The organism is Phaeobacter sp. A36a-5a (assembly GCF_037911135.1).
GTDB classification, from domain to species: Bacteria; Pseudomonadota; Alphaproteobacteria; order Rhodobacterales; family Rhodobacteraceae; genus Phaeobacter; species Phaeobacter bryozoorum.
The window spans coordinates 56,249-79,657 of record NZ_JBBLYU010000001.1; the positions used below are offsets into that span (position 1 = coordinate 56,249).

Sequence of the window (23,409 nt, forward strand, 5' to 3'; positions counted from 1 at the left end):
ATGAGAAAATTTGCGATGGCCGCGGTGGGCGGCACGCTGGCAGGAATCCTTGCCACCACCTATGTAGCTGAGCCGCTTCTGGCTCAGGAAGGCAGCCGAGAGGCCAGCGTCTATGAACAGCTGGATCTTTTTGGCGACATCTTTGAACGCATCCGCGTGCAATATGTCGAAGACGTCGATGAGACCGAGCTGATCGAAGCCGCCATTGGCGGAATGCTGGCTTCGCTGGATCCGCATTCCAGCTATCTGTCGCCCGACGATGCCACCAAGATGCGGGTGCAGACCCGTGGTGAATTCGGCGGTCTCGGGATCGAGGTCACGCAGGAAGAGGGCTTTGTCAAAGTTGTCTCTCCGATCGATGGAACACCGGCGGATGAAGCCGGGATCGAGGCCGGTGATTTCATCACCCATGTGGATGGCGAAAGTGTTCTTGGCCTTTCGCTGGACGATGCGGTTGAGCTGATGCGGGGGCCGGTTGGTTCCGAAATCATCATCACCGTTGTGCGCGAAGGCGAGGCGGAGCCGTTTGACGTCTCGATCATCCGCGACACGATAAAGCTGACAGCGGTGCGGGCGCGGACCGAAGACGACACTGTCGTGCTGCGACTGACCACATTCAACGATCAGACCACGCCGAACCTGGAAGCCGGGCTGAAAAAACAGCTCGAAGAAGCCGGTGGTATGGATAACGTCAACGGGATCGTGCTGGACCTGCGCAACAACCCCGGTGGCCTTCTGACACAGGCGATCAAGGTGGCCGACAGCTTCCTCGACAGCGGTGAGATCGTCTCGACCCGCGGTCGTAACCCCGAGGACGGCGAGCGGTTTAACGCTACGCCGGGCGACCTTGTGGACGGCAAACCGATTGTGGTGCTGATCAACGGTGGATCGGCGTCTGCATCGGAAATCGTTGCAGGTGCCCTTCAGGACCATCGCCGCGCCATCGTGGTCGGCACCAAATCCTTTGGCAAAGGGTCTGTGCAGACGGTGATGCCGCTGAAAGGGGAGGGTGCAATGCGCTTGACCACGGCGCGCTATTACACACCCTCCGGGCGCTCCATTCAGGCCTTGGGTGTCTCACCCGATATCGTCGTGGAACAGCCCCGACGCACCCCGGATACCGAGGAGGAGGACGAGAAGGCCTCCGCAGCACGCCGGACCCGTTCGGAGGCCGACCTGCGCGGACGTCTGAACAATGACAGCCTTTCCGAGGATGAAATCCGCCAGATCGAAGAAGACCGCGCCAAGGCCGAGGCCGCTGCCGAACGTCGCGAAGAGGATTATCAGCTGGCCTATGCCATCGACATTCTGAAAGGCTTGTCGAAGCTGGGGCCGGAGCAGCAGTAAACACCACCTCGCAGATATAACCCATGATAACCGCCCCGGACCTGTTCCGGGGCGGTTTCAGTTTGACCATCTTGATCGCAAATGGGGTTTGGCCAGGGCGGGGCGGCTCACGCGCGGGGCGGTTTTCCCGCAATGATATCGCGACGAAACCGGCGTGGTGGCAGCCCGGTGCCCCGGGTAAAGACGCGGCTGAAATGAGCCGGGTCCGAATAGCCCAGCTCGTAGGCGATTTCTGCCGCACTCAGCGCGGTATAGATCAAAAGTCGCCGCGCCTCGCGCAGCATCCGCTCACTGATAAGTTGCGAGGCTGGCTGACCGGTAGCCTGATGGCAGATCCGATTGAGGTGTGTTGTCGAAACGGCAAGTTCGCGCGCATAGTCGCTCACTTGACGCCGTTTGCGGAAATCCCGGTTCACCAGTGTTTCGAACCGCGCAAACAGCTGGTGGGCCTTGGGGCTCGCGTTGCGATATCGCAAGGCGCCGATAGACTGCGCGACAGTGCCGGTAAGCGCGCCGACAAGACCGCGCAGGATCTGGCGGCGTGCAAATCCATCGGTTTCATAGGCGTCCCGGATACTCTCGACAAGGCGCTCCAGAGGCGCATCCAGCGGGGTGATGGTTGCGCGGTCTAGCGTGGTCAGGACATCCGGAATGTCATCAAGTACCTGATCAATAAGGTCTGATGTCAGGGTCAACACCCAGCCGCAGGTGTCACTGTTAAAGCGGAAGCCATGCACCGCACCGCGTGGCACATTGATCACGCAAGGCGGTGTCAACTGTTGAGCGATGCCATCCAGGGTAGCCTCACCGCTGCCCCGCATCAGCACGATCAGTTGGTGAAGCCGCGCGTGGCGGTGTGGTTTCAAAGCCCAATCATGCAGCGAGGAACGCGCCTCAATGCTCTCGATATGCAGAAGGTCTGCCAGCTCCCCATGCTCTCCAAACAGGGAGTAGGTATTGATAGCGTATTCTTCGCTCATGTGCGAAATATACAAGAAATCGGCGGTAGGGTCTATTCGCAACCCTGCGTTCTCCGGGCAAGATATGGATGCGAACAGGAGAGAACCGGAATGCCGAACCAGACAACACAGGTGGTCATTGTAGGGGGCGGCCCGTCTGGCTTGTTGCTCTCGCAACTGCTGCACCGGGCCGGTATCGATACGATTGTGCTTGAGCGTCAGACCCGCGACTATGTGCTTGGTCGCATTCGTGCCGGTGTGTTGGAACATGGGTTTGTGGACCTGATGCGCCGGGCAGGAGCCAATGCACGTATGGACCTCGAAGGCGTGGTTCATCACGGATTTCACATTGCTCATCAGGGTCGTCTGGACCGGATCGACCTTTCGGGCAGAACCGCCGGTCAAACCGTCATGGTCTATGGCCAGACCGAGGTCACGCGCGACCTCTATGACGCCCGCGATGCCATGGGCGGGCAGATCATTCACGAAGCGATGAATGTCGCCCTTCATGATATCGAGTCGGATCAACCCTATGTCACCTATGAGTTGCAGGGCGAAACCGGCCGGATCGATACCAAGTTCATCGTCGGTGCGGATGGGTTTCATGGCGTCAGCCGTCGCTCAATTCCAGCGGATGTGCTGCGTGAATATGAGAAGGTCTACCCTTTTGGCTGGCTTGGCGTGCTCTCACAGACGCCGCCCGCGACGGCTGAGCTGATCTATGCCCGCCATGAACGCGGATTTGCCCTGTGCTCGATGCGCAATGCACAGTTGAGCCGTTACTACATTCAGGTGCCGCTGACCGACCGTGTCGAGGATTGGAGCGATGTGCAATTCTGGGAGGAGTTGAAGAGGCGCTTGCCTGCGGAGGTTGCGGACAGTCTGAAAACCGGCCCCTCGATTGAGAAATCCATCGCCCCGCTGCGCAGCTTCGTCGCAGAGCCGATGCGCTACGGCGCGCTGTTTCTGGCAGGCGATGCGGCGCATATCGTGCCACCCACCGGGGCCAAGGGGCTGAACCTCGCAGCATCTGATATCTACTATCTGTTCGAGGGGCTGTCGGATCATTTCCAGCGCGGCGATGACGGCGCGCTGGACAGCTATTCAGAGCGCGCACTGGCGCGGATCTGGAAGGCGGAACGCTTCAGCTGGTGGATGACCAACCTGCTGCATCGGTTCCCCGACATGTCGCCGGCGGATGTACGATTGCAACAGGCCGATCTCGACTATCTGTTTTCCTCCGATGCGGCCCAGGCCTCTCTGGCGGAAAACTATGTCGGCCTGCCTTATTAGGCTCTACCCCAGGCCACTGTCAGCCGTTTATCCGGCCGGTGGTCCTGTTCCGCCAGATCCATAAGCGCACCGCCGAAATCGGCAAAGGAAATCTGTGACTGGCCTTCGTGGTCTGTGACCAGCGTGTCGGTTCCCCAAGCGTACCGCCCCTTGCGCGGTCCCTCGTGTAGCATCGCTGGCGGGCGCAGGCAGGTCCAATCCACATCCGGTGTGGAATCCAGTAACTGATCCTGCGCAGCGCAGGCTTCCGCGATCGGGCGCACCGCTTCGGGCAGAAAACCAGGTGCGCTCAGCACGGTCTCGCCGCTGCCATCTGCAAGCTTCAACAGAGCGGCGCCACCGGTGATGAGGGCAGGGATGCCGGCGGAGCGGGCGGCATTCAGGACCGCCCTGGTCAGATCCACCAGCAATGCATCCTGCCCGGGCAGCGGGCGAAGGGCGCTGATAATGATCTGGTGTTGCCGGGCCAGCCCCGCCAGCTGGTCTGCACTGGACAGAACATCCAGCGAAACGGCGGTGACCCGGGCGTCGCCGCTATGGCCTGACCGTTCCGGATGACGGGCGACGGCGGTCACGGTATGGCCGCGTTCGATGGCCTGTTGCAGGGTCGCACCCCCGACATCGCCGGTCGCCCCAAAGAGAAGAATATCCATTTCAAACCTTTTGTCTTGATATCAAGATAGTGGGTATTGATTATTTATCTTCACGTCAAGATATTTGGTGCAGTGCAAAAACGCACAAAATATTGCGCGCAGGCAAACATTTGGCCTGCATTCCACGCTGGCGATCCGATGACCTGGACGCTAACGTGCACTGAACTGATCAGTTTACTTTTAAGGGAGGCAGCAATGTCAGCCATCCTATCTATCCGTGATTTGGAAAAGACATACGAAGGCGGGTTTCAGGCGCTCAAAGGGGTCTCGCTCGAGATCGAGAAGGGGGAGATCCTCGCCCTTCTGGGGCCGAATGGCGCAGGTAAGACGACGCTGATTTCGACCGTTTGCGGCATCACCACCCCCAGCTCTGGGAAGGTGTCGGTGGGCGGTCACGACATCATCGAAGACTTTCGGGCCGCGCGCAGCCTGATCGGGCTGGTGCCGCAGGAGATCAACCTTGAGCCGTTTGAGACGGTGTGGAATTCGATCAAGTTTTCGCGGGGGCTTTTTGGCAAGCCGCGCAATGATGCGCTGCTTGAGGATATTCTCCGCAAGCTGTCGCTCTGGGACAAACGCAAGAGCCAGATCAAGGAATTGTCCGGCGGCATGAAGCGCCGTGTGCTGATCGCCAAGGCGCTCAGCCACGAGCCGCGCATCCTGTTTCTGGATGAACCGACTGCCGGGGTGGACGTGGAGTTGCGCAAGGATATGTGGGACGTCGTGGCAGAGCTAAAACGCGGCGGTGTCACCATCATCCTGACCACCCACTACATTGAAGAAGCCGAAGCCATCGCGGATCGGGTCGGAGTCATCACCAACGGAGAGATCCTGCTGGTCGAGGACAAGGACAAGCTGATGGCGCAGCTTGGCAAGAAGCAGCTGGAGGTGCAGCTGACAGAACCGCTAACAGCCGTGCCGGAAGGTCTCAGCGGCTATGGTGTGACTCTGACAGAAGATGGCCGAGGCCTGATCTATTCCTATGACACCAACGCCGAGCGGACCGGCATCACTGCCCTGCTGAACGACGTGGCCACCGCGGGTCTGACGCTGGCGGATGTGCAGACCCGGCAATCCAGCCTCGAGGACATATTCGTCGGGCTGGTCTCAGGAGAACCGACATGAATTGGACTGCAATCGCCTCCATTTACCGCTTTGAAATGGCGCGATTTTTTCGCACCCTGATGCAGAGCTTCCTGTCGCCGGTGCTGTCAACCTCGCTTTATTTCGTGGTGTTTGGTGCCGCCATCGGTAGCCGGATCGACCAGGTCGAAGGCGTGCCTTACGGTGCCTTCATCGTTCCGGGTCTGATCATGCTCAGCGTGATGACGCAAGCCACCTCCAATGCCTCTTTCGGGATCTATTTCCCAAAGTTTATCGGCACTATATACGAGCTGCTATCGGCGCCAGTGAACTTCCTTGAGATCGTGATCGGCTATGTCGGCGCCGCCGCCACCAAGGCCCTGTTTATCGGTGTGGTGATCCTGCTGACGGCCTCGCTCTTTGTCGATCTGACCATTGCGCATCCGCTCGCCATGGTGCTGTTCATGGTGCTGACCTGCGTCAGCTTTGCGCTGCTGGGATTCATTATCGGGGTCTGGGCGAAAAACTTTGAACAGCTGCAATTGGTGCCGCTGCTGATTGTCACGCCTCTGGTCTTCTTGGGCGGGTCTTTTTATTCGATTTCGATGCTGCCGCCGATCTGGCAGAAAATCACCCTGTTCAACCCGGTGGTTTATCTGATTTCCGGCTTTCGCTGGTCCTTCTTCGGAACCTCTGACGTGCCGGTCGGGCTCAGCCTTCTGGCCATCGGCGGCTTTACCGCGCTTTGCCTGGCGGTGATCTGGTGGATCTTCAAAACCGGCTGGCGGATCCGCGCCTGACCCTGAGTAACCGCGCGGCAGAATAGGGCCATAACCCGCCCGCCGCGCGGCTTTGGGGCAGCCGCAACATCGCTGCCCCAAGGGAAGGTAAACCCGGTTAATTCCGCACGTATGTGGCGAACGTTGCAATTTTACCCAAGGTGCGCGGCTTTTTTGCTGCTGCTTTCGCCTCGTTCCGGTGCCATCCCTTGTTTCAGGGCAGTCGGCATTCTACATCGGCGCCATGAACCTGAGATTGCCTTTCTTGAACAAGCCTCCGCTGGTTGCTGTTGTGCGCCTCAATGGCGCCATTGGCATGGCCGGTCGCGGTGCGCTGAATGATGCCACTCTTGGACCGGTGTTGGAGCGCGCCTTTCGAAAGGGAAAGCCGGCAGCGGTCGCCTTTGAAATCAATTCGCCCGGCGGTTCGCCGGTGCAAAGCGCCCTGATTGGTGCCCGCATTCGTCGCCTCTCCGAAGAACTGAAGGTTCCCACTATCGCTTTCGTCGAAGATGTCGCCGCGTCCGGGGGCTATTGGCTGGCCGCCTCGGCGGATGAGATCTGGGCCGACGAAAGCTCGATCCTCGGATCGATTGGGGTGATATCGGCTGGCTTCGGCGCCCATGTCTTTCTGGCCCGCCAGGGTGTCGAACGGCGGGTCTATACCGCTGGCCGCAGCAAATCGATGCTCGATCCCTTCCGCCCGGAAAACGCTGAGGACGTGAAGCGTCTGAAGCAGCTTCTGGGGGACATCCACGACAATTTCATCGCTCATGTCAAAGATCGCCGCGGCGATAAACTGGACACCAGCGAAGATCTCTACACCGGTGAAATCTGGCTGGGACGACGTGCGGTCTCGCTGGGGCTGATTGATGGCATCGGCCATCTGCGCCCCAAGATGCAGGCCCGTTTCGGCGACAAGGTGCGGTTCCGCCGCTATGGTATCAAAAAGCCCCTGTTGGGCCGGATCGGTATGCAGATGGCGCAGGATGCGCTGAACGGTATCGAGGAACGCGCTGAATATGCGCGGTTTGGCCTCTGACGTGATCTTCAAAATCGTTTCCCTGTTTCTTGTGGTGATGGCTGTGCTGGCGATGTTCGGCAAGCTGCGGATGCCCGGGCAAAAGCGCCTGGCCTCGCGGCGCTGCGCCAGCTGCGGACGCTTCAAGATCGGAAAAGGCCCCTGTGCCTGCAAAAAGAATGGAGGGCCTCGGCAATGATGCCATGGCTGTTATCTGGACTTGGGCTGGTCATCCTGCTGTTGGCAGGGGACGCGCTGGTACGGGGTGCGGTGAACCTCAGCCTGCGGATCGGCGTGCCTGCATTGATCGTCAGCCTGACCATCGTTGCCTTTGGCACCTCGGCGCCTGAGATGCTGATCTCCATCCGAGCTGTCGGAGACAATGCGGACGGCATCGCTCTTGGCAACGTTGTTGGCTCGAACACGGCAAATATCCTCATGGTTCTCGGCATCCCGGCGCTGATGCGATCGCTTCACACCAGCGAATGCGATACCCGCAAGAACTATGTGTTCATGTTGATCGCATCGGTACTGTTCATTGCGCTGGCGTTTTACGGAACCTTCACGGTCTGGTCTGGCCTTATCCTGCTGGGCGCGCTGTCGGTTGTTCTGGGCGTGGCCTTCCGCGAGGCGCGCGCCCATCGCCGCAACGGCAAGGATAGTGACCTCGACGAGATTGATGAGGCGGATCCCGATATGCCCTATTGGCGGATCGGCATCTACCTGTTCCTCGGATTGGTCGGATTGCCGCTGGGGGCCGATCTGCTGGTCGACAACGCGTCGATCATCGCGCGGACCTATGGCGTTACCGAAACGGTGATCGGTCTCACGCTGGTGGCCATAGGCACCTCGTTGCCGGAGCTGGCAACCACCGTCATGGCTGCACTGCGTCGGCAGGCGGATGTGGCACTGGGCAATGTGATCGGCTCCAACATGTTCAACCTGCTGGCAATTGTCGGCGTTGCCACCTTTGTCGGCCCGATCAGCGTTGATCCCTCCTTCCTGCGGGTGGATCTCTGGGTGATGCTGGCCTCATCGCTGCTGCTGGTGCCGTTTGTTTTTCTCAAAATGGACATCACCCGCACCTGGGGTGTGATTTTATCGGCGGTTTATGTGGTCTACCTGGTGCAGCTGTTCTAACTCATTGCCAAACAGGCAGATGAGGAGAGAGCAAGATGCGGGCATTGGTAACCGGCGCGGGCAAGCGACTTGGCCGCGCGATGGCACTGGAATTGGCTGCGAGCGGCTATGACGTCGCCGTTCACTACGCCAGTTCCGCAGATGCGGCGGAACGCACGGCGGAAGAGATCCGCGCCATGGGGCGCATGGCTGTCACCCTACAGGCCGATCTTCTGCAGGAGACGGCGACAGCCGCCCTGCTGCCCGCCGCCGCAGAGGCCCTGGGCGGTCCGATCACCTGCCTTGTGAACAACGCGTCAATCTTTGAGCATGACAGTCTGGAAACGGCGACCCGCAGCAGCTGGGATCGTCACATGGACAGCAATCTGCGCGCGCCGTTCATTCTGGCACAGCAGCTGGCCGCGCAGGACCTGCCCCAGCAGATGGACGATGAGGGGCGACCGCTGGCTTCTGCCGCTGTCATCAATCTGATCGATCAGCGTGTGCGCAAGCTTACGCCGGAGTTCATGACATATACGCTGGCGAAATCCGCCCTTTGGACGTTGACGCGGACCAGCGCACAGGCGCTCGCCCCGCGCATCCGGGTAAACGGGATCGGTCCCGGCCCTACGCTGAAAGGCCCGCGTCAGAGCGAGAGCCAATTTGCCCGTCAATGTGCAAATACACCGTTGCAGCGCGGCGCTGACCCGGCCGATATCCGCGCGGCTCTGGCCTATCTCCTGCGCGCACCCTCGGTCACCGGGCAGCTGATCTGCATCGACAGCGGTCAGCATCTCAGTTGGGAAACACCCGACGTTGTGGGGTTGGAATAAGGGGCTCTGCGGCCTGGTTCAAAAGTGGTAGCGGCGAAGTTGTGCACGTAGCGTCAACGCGTCGTAAATCCGTTACAAAATTCCTTTTGGAATCATAAACTTGTCAGCAATTGGAAAGTTTTACGATTAAAATCAATAACTTATGATAGTGCCTAATTATTAGGCAAACGCTGGAAATCAGCCGAATATAAGGAAAAATCGCGGATAGCCATAAGATACTACCAGGCTTATCCACAGCATCGGTGGATTTGTTCGCTGTTGATCCCGATGCGCTAACATTGCAGACCAGCCCCGGGAATCATAGATCTCGAAACATGACAGACCATCAGCCCGACACCCCATCCGAAACGGCATCTTCCCCGGCATTGACGGGGTATGCCGTGATTCAGGAGTACCTGAAGACACTGGACCACTCGCCCGGTGTTTATCGGATGCTGGATAGCGAAAGCCGCGTGCTCTATGTCGGCAAGGCGCGCAATCTACGGGCGCGGGTGTCGAATTACTCTCGTCCCGGCCATTCGCCGCGGATTGAACGAATGATTGCGGCGACCGCTTCGATGATGTTCCTGACAACCCGGACCGAAACCGAGGCGCTGCTGCTGGAGCAGAACCTGATCAAGCAGCTGAAGCCAAAATACAATGTGCTGCTGCGTGACGACAAAAGCTTTCCGAATATTTTGGTGGCAAAGGATCATGCCTTTCCCCAGATCAAGAAACACCGTGGTGCCCGGCGTGAGAAAGGTAGCTACTTTGGACCTTTCGCCAGTGCGGGCGCCGTAAACCGGACGCTCAATCAGCTGCAAAAGGCATTTCTGCTGCGCAATTGCAGCAATGCCATGTTCGAAAGCCGCACCCGCCCGTGTCTGCAATATCAGATCAAGCGCTGTACTGCGCCCTGCACCGGTGAGATATCGGCCGAGGATTATGCCGCATCCGTACGGGACGCCGAACGTTTTCTGTCCGGTCGCTCGACCAAGATCCAGGAGGAACTCGCCGAGCAGATGACCGCAGCATCCGAGGCCATGGAGTTTGAGCGCGCCGCTGCCCTGCGCGACCGGATCAAGGCGCTCACTCAGGTGCAGACGTCCCAGGGCATCAACCCCCGTGGTGTGGCAGAGGCCGATGTGATCGGCCTGCATCTCGACAGCGGACAGGCCTGCGTGCAGGTGTTCTTCATCCGCGCCAATCAGAACTGGGGCAATCAGGATTTCTATCCCCGCACCAGCGGCGATGTCTCCCCGGCGGAGGTGATGGAAGCCTTTATCGGCCAGTTCTATGACAATAAGGAACCGCCCCGGCAGCTGATCCTGTCGGATGAGATCGAGAACTGCGACCTGATGGAACAGGCGCTCAGCGACAAGGCCGGGCGTCGCGTCGAAATTCTGGTGCCGCAGCGCGGGGAAAAGACGGAACTGGTCGCCGGTGCTGTGCGCAATGCTCGCGAATCTCTGGCCCGCCGCATGGCCGAAAGCGCGACGCAGGCGAAACTGTTGCGCGGCGTGGCCGAAGCCTTCGGCCTTGATGGGCCACCCCAGCGGATCGAAGTCTACGACAACTCGCATATTCAGGGCAGCCATGCCGTCGGCGGCATGATCGTCGCAGGTCCCGAGGGTTTCATGAAAAACGCCTATCGCAAGTTCAACATCAGAGGTGAAGAACTGACCCCCGGCGATGACTTCGGCATGATGAAAGAGGTGCTGAACCGACGTTTCTCACGCCTGCTGAAAGAAGATCCCGACCGTGACAAAGGTCTTTGGCCGGATCTATTACTGATCGACGGTGGCGCCGGTCAGGTCAGCGCCGTTGCCGAGATCATGGCCCGCCACGGCGTCGAAGACATCCCGATGATCGGCGTCGCCAAGGGGGTTGATCGCGATCATGGCAAGGAAGAGTTTCACCGTCTCGGCGAAGCGCCCTTTGCTTTGCAGCGCAATGACCCCGTGCTTTATTTCGTGCAGCGGATGCGGGATGAGGCGCACCGCTTTGCCATCGGGACCCATCGTGCCAAACGGGCGAAAGCCATCGGCGCGACCCCGCTGGATGAGGTGCCGGGGGTTGGTGCCGCGCGCAAACGCGCCTTGCTCACCCATTTTGGCAGCGCAAAGGCGGTGAGCCGGGCCAACCTGTCGGACCTGAAAGCGGTCGAGGGGGTCTCGGCAGCGCTGGCGCAGCGGATCTATGATTACTTTCACGGGCAGGGGTAGCCACGCAAACCGGCCGTCCGGTGCTATTGGCGCCTAACCATTGGTTGGGCCGGGCAAGGTCCTGACTTATTGGTCAAAAAACAGCCTCGTAGATGTGACCGTTCGCGACGGAAAATTCATCTGTTCCGCTTTCCACCCGTGAAACTGCGGGCTAGTGTGCAGCCATGAAATGGACTGTTCCCAATATCCTCACCCTCCTGCGACTGGTGGCAGCCCCGGGGCTCGCGATCATGTTCCTCTATTTTTCGCGCCCCTATGCCGATTGGTTTGCGCTGATCCTATTTGTCAGCGCGGCCATAACCGACTGGTTTGATGGCTATCTGGCACGCTCCTGGGGGCAGGAGACCAAGATGGGCGCGATGCTGGACCCGATTGCCGACAAGGCAATGGTGGTGATCGCGCTGATGATCCTGGTTGGATATGCTGCCGAGCATTGGACACCCTGGCTGGTCCTGCCTGCAACGGTGATCCTGTTTCGCGAAGTCTTCGTCTCGGGCCTGCGCGAATTTCTTGGAGATACGGCCGGCACGCTCAAGGTGACGTCACTGGCGAAATGGAAAACCACGGCGCAGATGATCGCCATCGCCACCTTGTTTTCGCAAGGGATCTTTGAACACTATCTGGTCATGTCCTCCTTTGGCATGGATCAGTCGATTGTGGATCAGATCATGATGGGGGAGATCAGCGACGAGTTCGGCCTGCGCTGGAAGTTCGAGGGCATGATCTGGACCGGCCGACTCGGGTTGTGGCTGCTTTGGATCGCGGCCGCGCTGACCCTGATCACCGGCGCTGACTACATGCGCAAGGCACTGCCACATCTGAAGGAGACCCGCTGATGGATATCCTCTATTTCGCCTGGGTGCGCGAACGTATCGGCCTGCCGAAGGAAAAGATCGAGACAACTGCCGGCACCGTGCGCGAGCTGGTGGGCGAGCTGAGCGCCCGGGATCCGCGCTATGCGGCCGCATTTGCCGACCTGTCGGCGCTTCGTGTGGCGCTGGATCAGGACCTCTCGGATTTCGATGCCTCGTTGGAGGGCGTGCGCGAAGTGGCGTTCTTCCCGCCGATGACCGGAGGCTGAACCATGCGGATCGCAGTGCAGGAGGCCACCTTTGATCTGGGCGAGGAGAGCCAGCGCTTTGCGGCAGATGTTGCGACGTCCGGCGCCAATGCCGGCGCCATCGTGACGTTCACCGGCGTTGTGCGCGGGTCGGACAGCGGCGATATGGTGGCGATGGAGATCGAACATTACCCCGGCATGACCGAGCGTGCGATCGGGCAGATCACGGAGGAGGCGCTGCGGCGCTGGTCTCTGGCCGATGCGCTGGTGATCCACCGCCATGGACGTCTGGTCCCCGGCGAGCAGATCATGATGGTCGCCACTGCCGCACGCCACCGGTCCGATGCTTTTGAGGCGGCGGAATATCTGATGGATTACCTCAAGTCCCGCGCGCCCTTCTGGAAGAAAGAGCTGACACAGGACGGTTCGGGCAACTGGGTCGAGGCCAAAGACAGCGATGAAGATGCCCTGACCCGCTGGGACTGACCCGGCGTTCTGCGCCCGGTCAGCGGGCAGCCAGACTGGAACGTTTCTGATTCCGGTATTAACCGTGCAGCTGGCCGCGCAGCTCTTCTGCCTCGCGACGGGCATCGCGCAGCCCATCCATGGCAGCCCGCAACTCGGCCTCGGTCTGAACCAGCTGATTGGACAGCTCTGCCTCACGTTGTTGCAGGTAGGTGATCGCCTGATCGCGGGTTTCCTCCGCTTCGTGCAGCTCCTGGCTCATCCGATCCAGATCGGCGACATCGCTTTGCCGCACGCGGGTGAAACGATGCACCAGCCAATTGGCAAACCACCCCATCGCAAAGGCGACAAACAGGATAATGGCAGTGGTGATGATGAACTCTGTCCTGTTCATTGTCCGGAGGTCTCCTGTTCGCTGTCTGGGGCGGCTTCTTCGGCGGCGGCCTCATCAAGGGTCGTTTCGCTTGTCGGGTCATTGGCCGGGCGGATCAGCCGGAATTCGATACGGCGATTGGCCTCGCGCCCTTCCTCGGTATCATTGGTCGCAATTGGTGTGCTTTCGCCATAGCCCTTGGCGGTAAAGCTGCTGGTCACCAGCCGCCGTCCGCGCAGCTCGTTCAGAACCGATTGGGCTCGCGACTGGCTGAGCGACTGGTTCATTTCCTCGCGCCCCTGACTGTCAGTATGGCCCTGGATCTCCAGCCGCACACCGTTACAGCGCGACAGGATATCGGCGATCTGATCCAGCGTATCGCGGCTGCCCGCGGCGACGGTTGCCGACCCCGGCTCAAAGGTGATTTTCGAAACGGTCTGCACCGCTGCCAGTTCGGCTTCGCAGAGTTCCGGCGACATCGGTTTGTCCGCAGGCTCCGGCGGCTCCTCATAGGAGACGTTCAGCTCATAGCTCTCCGCCTCGCCCAGCTTGGCCGACAGCAGCTTGGCAATTTCAGCCGGGGCGTCTTCGCGGTGGCTCATCCCGCTCAGTGTGAGACTATCCGGCGTCACGGAGACCGCACCGCGTTGCAGAAAGGACAGCGCCTCCAGCCCGGCCAGCACCCGCACAGGCCAGTCGGCAGGCAGGTCTTCGACAACGCGGGTGGCGCTGTGAACATTGTCGGAACCAAACCGGGCCTTGGCATAGCTGCTGCTGATCTGACGCAGCGCCTCATCCGAAATGCGCCCGCGCAGCTGGACCTGGCCCTCCGGACTCAGGGTTGCGGTGAACTCAGGCGGCCCATTGCCCGCGTTGGCTTCGGGTTGCGGCAGGACCGCGTGAACCGCAAAGACCTGCGGCAGGGCGCTTTCCAACTCTCCCACGACATGGTCAAACAGCGCCGGTGCGGTGCCTTCGGCGGCGACCAGCGTCATATCGGCATTGGCCAGTGTCATGGATCCAGCGCCCAGCTCGGCCAGTGCCGCGATCCCCAGCTCTGCGGCGCGCGCCCAATTGGGCGAGGGAACGCCCATGCCGATCACGCAGTCAACCTTGCCGTCAAACCCGGCCTTCTCGGCGGCCCGCAGGATGCGGTCGCGGCTCAGCTCGCTTTCGGCGGAACAGGCATCAAAGCGCCCGCCAGAGCCATCAATGCTGTAGCGCAGTGTAAATGGAGTAATGACCGGACGCGGGGCCGCGATATCCAGCGACAGGCGCAGACCGGCCGGCGCCATCCGTGTCAGGCGTTTCTCGATCTGTTCCTTGGCTTCGATACTGTCCGAGATCGCGGTGATCGAAACTTCCTCGGCCTCAACCGAAATCTTGGACCGGGGCAGCAGGCTCAGCGCGTCCAGCGCGTAATCCATCGCAGACATCCAGCCCTTCGGAGCGGCGTAATTGGCGGTCTCCAGCAGATCGGCGACCTGATCGGCGCCCGCAATCGTATTCAGCCGCGTGATCACCGTGTCACGATCCGTGACGCGGGGGATCAGTCCGATGATCGAAATGCCGCTGTCATTGCGCAGGATCTCAGCCGAAAATCGCGGAGGGGCGATCCCTTCGGACGGGGTGATCTGCATGTCGTCGATCACGCGCGCCGCATCGACCACGCCACCCACCAGCGAAATCGCGCCAAAGCGTGTGGCCTCATCGGGGGCGGTGCCGTTCAGGATCACCCGCAGCCCGTCGGCGGTCACCTCGGCCCAGGTGTAGCCTGCCTTGTCCAACGCGCGCCGCACGGCGGTTTCGCTGCCTGCTTCGATCCCCGTCACTGCAAACCCGGCCACAACCAGACTGAGCGCGGCAGCCGCGACAAAGGTCAGGCCAGAGATCAAAAGCGAGGACAGGCGCATGGGCAGACTGGTCTCCGTTGGGGCATCCGTCCGAGACGGCTTTTGTCTGTCTTACAGGGGCGCGGCGGCGGGTTCAATCATGCGAACAGAGCTGCAGCAAAGAAGATCAGCGGAATCAAGCCCGTATCCCGATTGAGCCGAAACAGCTGCAACAGGCGCTCGCCGTTTTCGGCATCAAACACCCTGAGTTGCCAGGTCATGTGCCAGCCCATCGCCCAAGGAGCCACCAGCGCCAGCACCAGCGCCAGCACCGATCCCTGCGGCTGCACCGCAAGAATGATCGCGATCCCCATCAGGCTGACCGTTGCCACGATGAAGCGGCGCAGCCACATTGGCGTTTGCGTGCCAAACAGCCGGGCGGTTGATTTCACGCCGATCAGCGCGTCATCCTCGGTATCCTGATGGGCGTAGATCGTGTCATAGAACAGCGTCCAGGCAATGCCCGCCAGATACAGGATGACCGCAGGCCAGTTCAGCGTGCCGGTATGGGCAACCCAGGCCAGCATCGCACCCCAGTTGAAGGCAAGGCCAAGAAACACCTGCGGCCACCAGGTAAACCGCTTGGCAAAGGGATAGATGGCCACCGGAAACAGCGCGAGGATTCCCATGGCAATGGCCGCCTGATTGAACGTCAGCAGGATGCCAAGGGAGACAAGCGCCTGAAGCCCCATCCAGATCACCGCACCGCGAACGGTCACCTGACCGGATGGAATGGGGCGCGAGCGGGTGCGTTCGACCTGACCGTCAAAATTGCGGTCGGTGATATCGTTCCAGGTACAACCTGCGCCGCGCATCAGCCAGGCACCGGCACCGCAGGCCACAAAGATCCACAGATCACCCCAGCGCGGGCTTTGATCCCAGAGGATCGCCAGCATCAGGCCCCACCAGCAGGGGATCAGCAGCAACCAGGTTCCGATGGGGCGATCGGCGCGGCTCAGCCGCAGATAGGGACGGCTCCATGCCGGGGCGTAGTGATCGACCCAATTGCCTTTGACCGCATCTGCGACCTGTCCATCTGGTGTTGGCGTCCCGCCTTGCATATGTATGCCTCATGAGTGCAAAGATCAGACTGTATGTAGAGCACCCGCTGGGGGCAGGGCAATCGGTTCCTCTGGACCGCGATCAGGCGCATTACCTGTTTGGGGTCATGCGGCAGACGGTGGGGGCGCAGCTGTTGCTGTTCAACGGACGGGACGGCGAATGGCGCGTCGAGGTGGCCGAGGCCAGCAAGCGCAGCGGTGTCCTTATCTGCCAGGAGCAGACCCGGCCATTGGTGCTGCCGCCGGATTTGTGGCTGCTGTTCGCCCCGATCAAGAAGGCGCGAACTGATTTCATCGTGGAGAAGGCCGCTGAAATGGGCGCGGTGCGGATCCTGCCGGTGCAGACCGATTTCACCAATTCCGACCGCATCCGGCAGGATCGACTTCAGGCCCATGCGGTGGAGGCCGCCGAGCAATGTGGCGGCACCTACGTGCCGGAGGTCGCGGATCTTCAGAAACTCTCGCGGCTGCTCGACCATTGGCCCGAAGAGCGCCAGCTGATGTTTTGTGACGAAGCAGAGGTCGGCAGCGCATTGGCACTGGCCAGCGAGGCACAGGCACAGGTACCTTGGGCCATCCTGATCGGTCCCGAGGGCGGGTTTTCCGAGGCAGAGCGCAAGCGTCTCCACGCGTTGCCGCAATCCCATGTCGTGAGCCTTGGTCCCCGCATCCTGCGCGCGGATACCGCAGCGGTGGCGGCGCTGACCGTTTGGCAGCAACGCTATGGGGATTGGTAATGACTTGGCGCCCGGCACAGGACAATGATCTCCCGGCGGTTCAGGATCTGCTGCATCGCCATATCGAAAGCTCCATGTTTCTGCTGATCAACCTGCGTGATCACGGGCTGGCTGGCACCGCGCCAAAGGCGGTGCAGCTCTGGGTGCGCGGTCGCGCAGAGGATGGTGTTGCCGGGCTCACCAATAATGGGAGTCTCTTGATCCAGGCGGGCGCCGCCACCGCAGAGGACTGGCGGCAGCTGCAACAGCTGGTGGATCACCGACTGGCGCAGACAGCGTCGCAACAGCAGGTCGGCGTGTTGGGGGAGACCGCCCAGCTGCGCCGCTACCTCGCCGCCACCGGCCTTGATCAGCGGCCCAAGCGCCTTGACCGCGATGAGCCGGGGCTGGCGCTGACCCTGTCCGATCTGGATCGGAGCAGCCTTGATCGTCCGCAGCTGCGGGGCGCGGTGTTGCATCCGCTATCTGCGGCACCCCGCCCGATGTTGGTACAGTGGCGGGCCGCCTACCATCAGGAAACTCTGGGCACTCCGGCATCAGAGGCCGTCGCCGTCGCGGCCGGCGATATCGACAGCTATCTGCTGCGCGACAGCCATAGGGTGCTTGAGGTGGCGGGCCATTGGGTTGCGATGACCGGCTTCAACGCCCAGCTGCCGAAGGTCGTGCAGATTGGCGGGGTCTATACGCCACAAGAGCAACGCGGTCGCGGCTATGCCCGCTGCGCTCTGGCATTCCACCTGCAAGAGGTCCAGACCGCAGGGGTCGAGAAGGCGGTTCTCTTTGCAGCCGGAGACGCGGCAGTCCGGGCCTATCGTGCCATCGGGTTCCAACCCATCGGGGGCTATTCGCTTGTCCTGTTCGATCAGGAACCCGAGACCGTCGTGACCGCGGGAGCGCTGACAACATGAGCTTCATCCGACCCGAAGCCCGCCGGTCCCTCTGGCGCTGGCGCGAGATGATCGCGGCGGCCGTGCTGGGGGCTCTCGGCTTGTTCTGGGCTTTTGGTGGCTACGGGGTTCAGGCGCTGATCGGTTGGGCTCTGCTGGGCCTTGGGGTGATCATTGCCGTCATCGGTATGCAGCGGATGCGGTTCCGTCTGGGTGGAGGTGGCCCCGGCGTGGTTCAGGTCGACGAAGGCCAGATCGCCTATTTCGGTCCGCTGACCGGTGGGGCCGTTGCGCTATCCGAACTGGAGCGGCTGACACTGGACCACGCCGCGAAACCACCCCATTGGCTGCTGGATCAGCCGGGGCAGGCGGCGCTGGCGATTCCGGTCAATGCGACCAACACGGATGCGCTCTTTGATGCCTTTGCGACCCTGCCGGGGTTGCGTATGGAGCGGATGCTGGCAGAATTGCATAAATCCGGCGCTCACCAGGTCGTGATCTGGGAGCGTGCACCAACACGTCAGACCGTGCACAGGCTGCATTGACACCACCGGAAATACCGACCACGACTTGCAACGCAGGACGGATCAACCTTACGGAGAGCCCCAGATGTCTATTCCTCAATCCGGCGGTGGGCCGATCGAACGTCACGAGCAGCTTGCGGAATATCTTGCCTCCGGCTGCAAGCCCCGTGACCAGTGGCGGATCGGTACGGAGCACGAGAAATTCGGCTACTGCAAGGACTCCCTGAAACCGCTACCATTTGAGGGCACCCGCTCCATCGTTGCCGTGCTTGAGGGCTTGCGCGACCGCCATGGCTGGTCGGAGGTGCGCGAAGGGGGGCATCTGATCGGTCTGGAAAAGGATGGCGCCAATGTTTCGCTGGAACCCGGTGGTGCCTTGGAACTCTCTGGTGCGCCATTGGAGACCATCCACGAGACCTGCGACGAGGTGAACACCCACCTGCGCGAGGTGAAGGATATCGCCGACGAGATCGGCGTCGGGTTCATCGGTCTGGGCGCGGCTCCGATCTGGACCCATGAAGAAATGCCGCTGATGCCCAAGGGTCGCTACAAGCTGATGGACGCCTATATGGGCAAGGTCGGCACCATGGGGCGGACCATGATGCGGAGGACCTGTACCGTGCAGGTCAATCTCGACTTCGGATCGGAGGCCGACATGGTGCAGAAAATGCGGGTGGCCATCGCGCTGCAACCCGTTGCCACTGCGCTGTTCGCCAATTCTCCCTTCCATGAGGGAAAACCGAACAACCACAAATCCTGGCGCTCGCGGGTCTGGCGCGATCTGGATGCAGATCGGACCGGCATGGTGCCTTTCGTGTTCGAAGAGGGCTTCGGCTTTGAACGCTGGGTGCAATATGCCCTCGATGTGCCGATGTACTTTGTCTACCGCGACGGCCAGTACATTGATGCACTTGGCATGTCGTTCCGCGATTTTCTCAACGGGGAACTGCCCGCACTGCCGGGTGAAACCCCGACTCTCAGCGACTGGGCCGATCACCTGACGACGGCTTTCCCTGAGGCACGTATCAAGAAATACATGGAGATGCGGGGCGCCGACGGTGGCCCGTGGCGTCGCCTCTGTGCCCTGCCGGCCTTCTGGGTGGGGATGATGTACGATCAATCCAGCCTTGATGCCGCCTGGGATCTGGCCAAGGGCTGGGACGCGGAAACCCGTGAAGCCCTGCGTGTCGCCGCTTCGGAGCAGGGGCTGCAGGCACAGGTGGGCAATATCAAGATGCACGATCTGGCGCGCGAAGTGGTGGCGATTTCCGAGGCGGGTCTCAAATCCCGCGGTCGCGCGGGCGCCGGTGGGCTGGTGCCGGATGAAACGCATTTCCTCAACGCGCTGAAGGACAGTATTGAAACCGGCAAGGTCCCGGCGGATGAGCTGCTCGACCGCTACAATGGCGACTGGAACGGCGATCTGAGCCGGATCTACGCGGAATACAGCTACTGAGGAACTCTCAAGATCGCCTCAGACCAATCTCAGGGGGTGCCTATCGGGGCGCCCCTTTTTCATATGGCGGCCGGTTGATATCTGCTCGCTATGACTGGGTGTCGCAGGGGCGTTCACCGGTGGGTTCACTGGCGCTATCCAGCTGGTTTTCCCCCTAAATGACACCTTGCTCACTCATTTACTGGTCCCTAGAAGAGCGCGCATTCTATAGCTCTGAAAGGTGTTGAAATGGGCAATTTCTTTATCTCTGCATTTGAAAAACTTGTTGGCGTATTCATGGTTTTGCTGCTGATCGCCGTCGCAGGGGGTGCTGTGCTTGCGGCCCTGCAGCCCGGTGGCGGCGGTATCCTCGCAGCCCTTGGCGTGCTGGTGGTCGGCGGTCTCTACGTCGTTCTGATTGGTGGCTCGCTGTATCTGGCGGTGGGGATCTACAACAACACCAAGCGGACGGCTGATGCGATCGAACGGCTGGCTTCAAAGTAGCTATTATCGGCTGGGGCGATGCTCCCAGCATTGCGGTAATACAAATGGGCGGCAGGATACCTGCCGCCCATTATTCATGATCTAGCGTCGCGCGCTGGGAAGGTTACTGCAGGAGCTCGGCCGGTTCAGCGTCGGCGATTTCTTTCCAGTTCACATCAGCTTTTTCAATGAAGCCGGGAATGTCCTTGCTCCAGCGTTCCTGAATGTCCTTCGACAGGTTCAGGTAAAGCACATTGTCGACGATTTTCCATTCGTTCGGGTCGCCGTCGAATTTGAAGCCCATCGCGGCCCCAAAGGCGCAGTAGCCACCATAGGCCGGGACATAGGCCTCGGGGCTGGCTTCAAACAGTGCTTTGTTTTCCTCGGTGGCAAACCAGTAGGTGGCGTCATCGAATGTCGCGGTTACCTTGTAGGATCCTTTGGTCGGCTCTCCGGCGTTGAAATATGCGACCGGGTCGTAGCCCTGCATTGCCAGACCGGTGGAGGAGGCGTTGACATCCACGCCGGCTGCCAGTGTCGAGGTTGCCAGTGTCACGGAAAGGGCGATCCCGCCCAGAAGGGATTTTACGGTGTTCATCGGTGTGAACCTTTCGATTTGTCGGATGCCGTGGCACCCGGAGTTGGAATGATAAAAGGCGTGCGTCATCAAAATGTCGGTGTTCGAAATTGGACCGTCCTGGTCACGACACTGATATGAGGGCTCTACCGATCACGTTCAAAACAACTCCTTTTGTATGTGTGTTGATGCACAATCACTCTGCACCGGAGCGCTGGCACATTCGCGTGATGAAAAAAGCCCTCATCCGATGTGGATGAGGGCTTTTATTTGAAAACAAGTGCTTATCTGACGATGGCCGCTATTTCTGGCCGATCCTCGGTTCGGTGCCCATGCGCAGCCGGGCGATGTTTTCCTTGTGCCGCCAGAGGATGATCAGCGCCAGAAGCGCGGCCAGTGCCGTGATCATCGGGACACCCAGCAGCAGGCACCACAGCGGTGCGGCCACGGCTGAGACCAGAGCGCCCATCGAGGAAATCTTGCTCAGATAGGCTGCCGCCAGCCAGGTGAGACAGCAGGCGATGCCCACCGGCCAGGCCAGTGCCAGCATCAGGCCGAGGAAGGTCGCGACGCCTTTGCCGCCTTTGAACTTCAGCCAGATCGGGAAGCAGTGACCCAGAAACGCGGTGAGACCGGCCAGCTGCGCTGCATCCTCACCGGCCAGAACACGGGCCAGCAGGACCGCCGCCGCGCCCTTGCCGCCGTCCAGCAGCAGCGTCAACGCTGCGGCCTTTTTCGATCCGGTGCGCAGCACATTGGTGGTGCCGATATTGCCAGATCCAATGGCGCGAAGATTGCCCAAGCCCATGATCCGGGTCAGCAGCAGGCCAAAGGGGATGGCCCCCAGACCATAACCGATCACGGCCCAAAGCAGCAGAAATGGGGCGGCAGTCTCAATTGGCGGCATCAGTCTCTCCGATAGACCGGTTCGCCGGCCACATAAGTTGCCAGCACCCTACCTTGCATGCGCTGCCCGTCAAAGGGGGTGTTCTGCGATTTCGAGTGCAGCGAAAAACGGTCCATTACAAAGGGCTGGTCGGCGTCAAACAGCACCAGATCAGCCGGTGCGCCTTCGGCCAGGCGACCGCAGTCGAGCCCCAGTCGTTTGGCCGGGTTCAGGGCCATGGCCCGAAACAGCGTTGGCAGGTCCAGCTGTTCGGCATGATAAAGCCGCAAGGCCGCGGGCAGCAGTGTTTCCAGTGCGACAGCCCCGGCGGCGGCTTCCTCAAACGGCAGGCGCTTGCTTTCTTCATCCTGCGGTGTGTGCATCGAGGAGATCGTGTCGATCAGCCCCTCGCGCAGCGCGTCGATCAATGCCAGCCTGTCCTCCTCGGATCGCAGCGGCGGTTTGACCTTGAAGAAGGTGCGGTAGTCGGCAACGTCCAGCTCGTTCAGGGTCAGGTGATGGATCGAGGTTCCGGCAGTGATGTCCAGCCCGTTGGCTTTGGCCCGCTGAAGGGCGGGCAGGGCGCGCGCGGTGGTGATCTGATCTGCGTGATACCGCGCTCCAGTCATTTCCAGCAGGGCGATATCGCGATCCAGTCCCATCCGCTCGGCCATCGGGGTGACGGCGGGCAGCCCACGCAGCGTGGCGAATTTACCCGAGGTTGCGGCGGCCCCTTTGCTCAATCCCGGCTCCTGGGGGTGGGCGATGACCAGCGCGCCGCAGCTGCGCGCATAAGACAGGGCGCGGGAGAACACCTTGGTGTCGGCGACGACATGATCGCAATCGGAAAAGGCAACCGCACCTGCATCCATGAGAAAGCCGATCTCGGTCATTTCTCGGCCCTCGCGCCCCTTGGTCAGGGCGGCCATTGGCAGCACGTTCACCGGTGCATCGGCCTGCGCGCGACGGGTCACGAATTCCAGTGTCTCGGGGCTGTCGATGGCGGGCGTCGTATCCGGCCGCGTTACCATGGTGGTAACCCCCCCTGCCGCTGCTGCAAGGCCTGCGGATTTATAGCTTTCCTTGTGACGTTCCCCGGGTTCGCAGACCTTGACCCCGATGTCGACGATACCCGGCGCAAGACATTTTCCGTGGCAGTCAATAAGGGTCACATCCTCTGCCCCAATGTTTCGCGTGCGAAACAATTGGTCAGGGTCGGTGCCATTCTTTTCAACCGCTGCAATGCGCCCCGAGTGTACCAGAACCGCACCTAGGCTGTCGGTGCCGGCTTCGGGGTCGATCAGTCGGGCGTTGGTGAACAAGAGGGTCATGCGCGTGGACTTTCCGGGTGGTCAGAGAGGGCGGTTTCGATGGCGGTGCGGGTCGCAGCCGGGTCGGGCTGGTATTTGATCAGGTATTTGTGGCCGTCGCGGGTGACGATCTGCACAGTGCTGCCGAGCTGGTTCACCTGGGCAATAGTGGCCAGCGGAATCTGTTGGTGATCCGGGCCGATCACCGATGTGTCGCCAATTGCCCAGACCCGGGTCAGCTCATCCGACATCAGATAGCCACCACGCAGGCCGATCGCGGCGAGCCCGCCAATGGCGCCAGTCCAGACATATGGGTTCCCCATCACCCAGAGAATGCCCATCGCGCCAACCATGGCGATGACCGCGAGCCAGGCGTGGCTGCGCCAGTAGGCCATGCGGTCCGGGGAAAAGCGGGTCTCGGCCATGAT

At 60.8% G+C, this 23,409-nt stretch carries 26 protein-coding genes; 17 read left to right on the plus strand and 9 right to left on the minus strand.

What is annotated here, in order from left to right; genetic code table 11:
- Window positions 1–1,347: a S41 family peptidase gene (locus WLQ66_RS00230; protein ID WP_340544191.1), complete on the plus strand. Its 1,347-nt coding sequence runs from the start codon at window positions 1–3 to the stop codon at window positions 1,345–1,347.
- A 107-nt stretch (window positions 1,348–1,454) separates the two neighbouring features.
- Here WLQ66_RS00230 and WLQ66_RS00235 read toward each other — a convergent pair whose 3' ends face one another.
- Window positions 1,455–2,327, minus strand: a complete 873-nt coding sequence (locus WLQ66_RS00235) for a helix-turn-helix domain-containing protein (protein ID WP_340544192.1) — start codon at window positions 2,325–2,327, stop codon at window positions 1,455–1,457.
- A gap of 90 nt (window positions 2,328–2,417) precedes the next feature.
- Here WLQ66_RS00235 and pobA point away from each other — a divergent pair, with 90 nt between their 5' ends.
- Complete coding sequence (gene pobA, locus WLQ66_RS00240) at window positions 2,418–3,599, plus strand: 4-hydroxybenzoate 3-monooxygenase (protein ID WP_340544193.1); 1,182 nt, start codon at window positions 2,418–2,420, stop codon at window positions 3,597–3,599.
- On the opposite strand, the gene WLQ66_RS00245 is transcribed toward pobA, so the two are convergent.
- Window positions 3,596–4,252 carry an NAD(P)-dependent oxidoreductase gene (locus tag WLQ66_RS00245; protein WP_340544194.1) on the minus strand — a complete coding sequence of 219 codons (657 nt, stop codon included), beginning with the start codon at window positions 4,250–4,252 and terminating at the stop codon, window positions 3,596–3,598. The genes pobA and WLQ66_RS00245 overlap by 4 nt on opposite strands.
- A 195-nt stretch (window positions 4,253–4,447) precedes the next feature.
- Here WLQ66_RS00245 and WLQ66_RS00250 point away from each other — a divergent pair, with 195 nt between their 5' ends.
- The 10 genes from WLQ66_RS00250 (at window position 4,448) to WLQ66_RS00295 (ending at window position 12,837) form a co-directional block, all read left to right on the plus strand.
- The gene (locus WLQ66_RS00250) at window positions 4,448–5,377 is read left to right on the plus strand and encodes an ABC transporter ATP-binding protein (RefSeq protein WP_340544196.1); all 930 of its coding nucleotides are present in this window, start codon (window positions 4,448–4,450) and stop codon (window positions 5,375–5,377) included.
- Window positions 5,374–6,135 carry an ABC transporter permease gene (locus tag WLQ66_RS00255; RefSeq protein ID WP_340544197.1) on the plus strand — a complete coding sequence of 254 codons (762 nt, stop codon included), beginning with the start codon at window positions 5,374–5,376 and terminating at the stop codon, window positions 6,133–6,135. Before WLQ66_RS00250 ends, WLQ66_RS00255 begins: the two co-directional genes overlap by 4 nt.
- 223 nt (window positions 6,136–6,358) lie before the next feature.
- On the plus strand, window positions 6,359–7,156 hold the full coding sequence (locus WLQ66_RS00260) for a S49 family peptidase (protein WP_340544198.1): 798 nt from the start codon (window positions 6,359–6,361) through the stop codon (window positions 7,154–7,156).
- A complete protein-coding gene (locus WLQ66_RS00265; RefSeq protein WP_340544199.1) occupies window positions 7,137–7,334 on the plus strand; it encodes a hypothetical protein in 198 nt (65 codons plus the stop codon). The genes WLQ66_RS00260 and WLQ66_RS00265 overlap by 20 nt, the downstream gene beginning before the upstream one ends.
- The gene (locus tag WLQ66_RS00270) at window positions 7,331–8,275 is read left to right on the plus strand and encodes a calcium/sodium antiporter (protein WP_340544200.1); all 945 of its coding nucleotides are present in this window, start codon (window positions 7,331–7,333) and stop codon (window positions 8,273–8,275) included. Before WLQ66_RS00265 ends, WLQ66_RS00270 begins: the two co-directional genes overlap by 4 nt.
- 35 nt (window positions 8,276–8,310) lie before the next feature.
- The gene (locus tag WLQ66_RS00275; protein ID WP_340544202.1) at window positions 8,311–9,087 is read left to right on the plus strand and encodes an SDR family oxidoreductase; all 777 of its coding nucleotides are present in this window, start codon (window positions 8,311–8,313) and stop codon (window positions 9,085–9,087) included.
- A 314-nt stretch (window positions 9,088–9,401) separates the two neighbouring features.
- On the plus strand, window positions 9,402–11,291 hold the full coding sequence (gene uvrC / locus WLQ66_RS00280) for an excinuclease ABC subunit UvrC (protein WP_340544204.1): 1,890 nt from the start codon (window positions 9,402–9,404) through the stop codon (window positions 11,289–11,291).
- A 164-nt stretch (window positions 11,292–11,455) separates the two neighbouring features.
- Window positions 11,456–12,127, plus strand: coding sequence for a CDP-diacylglycerol--glycerol-3-phosphate 3-phosphatidyltransferase (gene pgsA, locus WLQ66_RS00285; RefSeq protein WP_340544206.1), 672 nt, complete (start codon window positions 11,456–11,458; stop codon window positions 12,125–12,127).
- Window positions 12,127–12,372: a molybdopterin converting factor subunit 1 gene (gene moaD, locus WLQ66_RS00290; protein WP_340544208.1), complete on the plus strand. Its 246-nt coding sequence runs from the start codon at window positions 12,127–12,129 to the stop codon at window positions 12,370–12,372. The genes pgsA and moaD overlap by 1 nt, the downstream gene beginning before the upstream one ends.
- 3 nt (window positions 12,373–12,375) lie before the next feature.
- Window positions 12,376–12,837, plus strand: a complete 462-nt coding sequence (locus WLQ66_RS00295; RefSeq protein ID WP_340544209.1) for a molybdenum cofactor biosynthesis protein MoaE — start codon at window positions 12,376–12,378, stop codon at window positions 12,835–12,837.
- A 58-nt stretch (window positions 12,838–12,895) separates the two neighbouring features.
- Here WLQ66_RS00295 and WLQ66_RS00300 read toward each other — a convergent pair whose 3' ends face one another.
- The 3 genes from WLQ66_RS00300 to ubiA all read right to left on the minus strand — a co-directional run bounded on the left by WLQ66_RS00300 (window position 12,896) and on the right by ubiA (window position 16,142).
- On the minus strand, window positions 12,896–13,210 hold the full coding sequence (locus WLQ66_RS00300; protein WP_340544210.1) for a hypothetical protein: 315 nt from the start codon (window positions 13,208–13,210) through the stop codon (window positions 12,896–12,898).
- A complete protein-coding gene (locus WLQ66_RS00305; RefSeq protein WP_340544211.1) occupies window positions 13,207–15,102 on the minus strand; it encodes an OmpA family protein in 1,896 nt (631 codons plus the stop codon). The genes WLQ66_RS00300 and WLQ66_RS00305 overlap by 4 nt, the downstream gene beginning before the upstream one ends.
- A gap of 77 nt (window positions 15,103–15,179) precedes the next feature.
- On the minus strand, window positions 15,180–16,142 hold the full coding sequence (ubiA, locus tag WLQ66_RS00310; protein ID WP_260112936.1) for a 4-hydroxybenzoate octaprenyltransferase: 963 nt from the start codon (window positions 16,140–16,142) through the stop codon (window positions 15,180–15,182).
- 11 nt (window positions 16,143–16,153) lie between these two features.
- On the opposite strand from ubiA, the gene WLQ66_RS00315 reads away from it, so the two are divergent.
- The 5 genes from WLQ66_RS00315 to WLQ66_RS00335 all read left to right on the plus strand — a co-directional run bounded on the left by WLQ66_RS00315 (window position 16,154) and on the right by WLQ66_RS00335 (window position 20,229).
- On the plus strand, window positions 16,154–16,879 hold the full coding sequence (locus WLQ66_RS00315; protein ID WP_340544213.1) for a 16S rRNA (uracil(1498)-N(3))-methyltransferase: 726 nt from the start codon (window positions 16,154–16,156) through the stop codon (window positions 16,877–16,879).
- A complete protein-coding gene (locus WLQ66_RS00320) occupies window positions 16,879–17,787 on the plus strand; it encodes a GNAT family N-acetyltransferase (RefSeq protein ID WP_340544214.1) in 909 nt (302 codons plus the stop codon). Before WLQ66_RS00315 ends, WLQ66_RS00320 begins: the two co-directional genes overlap by 1 nt.
- The gene (locus tag WLQ66_RS00325; protein WP_260099594.1) at window positions 17,784–18,311 is read left to right on the plus strand and encodes a hypothetical protein; all 528 of its coding nucleotides are present in this window, start codon (window positions 17,784–17,786) and stop codon (window positions 18,309–18,311) included. Before WLQ66_RS00320 ends, WLQ66_RS00325 begins: the two co-directional genes overlap by 4 nt.
- 64 nt (window positions 18,312–18,375) lie before the next feature.
- Window positions 18,376–19,746, plus strand: coding sequence for a glutamate--cysteine ligase (locus WLQ66_RS00330; RefSeq protein ID WP_340544217.1), 1,371 nt, complete (start codon window positions 18,376–18,378; stop codon window positions 19,744–19,746).
- A 228-nt stretch (window positions 19,747–19,974) separates the two neighbouring features.
- A complete protein-coding gene (locus tag WLQ66_RS00335; protein WP_340544218.1) occupies window positions 19,975–20,229 on the plus strand; it encodes a hypothetical protein in 255 nt (84 codons plus the stop codon).
- Between the two features lie 103 nt (window positions 20,230–20,332).
- On the opposite strand, the gene WLQ66_RS00340 is transcribed toward WLQ66_RS00335, so the two are convergent.
- The 4 genes from WLQ66_RS00340 to WLQ66_RS00355 all read right to left on the minus strand — a co-directional run bounded on the left by WLQ66_RS00340 (window position 20,333) and on the right by WLQ66_RS00355 (window position 23,406).
- Window positions 20,333–20,806 (minus strand): YHS domain-containing (seleno)protein, encoded by a 474-nt coding sequence (locus WLQ66_RS00340; RefSeq protein ID WP_340544219.1) that lies wholly within the window; start codon window positions 20,804–20,806, stop codon window positions 20,333–20,335.
- 280 nt (window positions 20,807–21,086) lie between these two features.
- Window positions 21,087–21,692, minus strand: a complete 606-nt coding sequence (gene plsY / locus WLQ66_RS00345; protein ID WP_340544220.1) for a glycerol-3-phosphate 1-O-acyltransferase PlsY — start codon at window positions 21,690–21,692, stop codon at window positions 21,087–21,089.
- The gene (pyrC, locus tag WLQ66_RS00350; RefSeq protein ID WP_340544221.1) at window positions 21,692–23,002 is read right to left on the minus strand and encodes a dihydroorotase; all 1,311 of its coding nucleotides are present in this window, start codon (window positions 23,000–23,002) and stop codon (window positions 21,692–21,694) included. Before pyrC ends, plsY begins: the two co-directional genes overlap by 1 nt.
- On the minus strand, window positions 22,999–23,406 hold the full coding sequence (locus WLQ66_RS00355) for a hypothetical protein (protein WP_340544222.1): 408 nt from the start codon (window positions 23,404–23,406) through the stop codon (window positions 22,999–23,001). Before WLQ66_RS00355 ends, pyrC begins: the two co-directional genes overlap by 4 nt.
- Window positions 23,407–23,409: the final 3 nt, after the last annotated feature.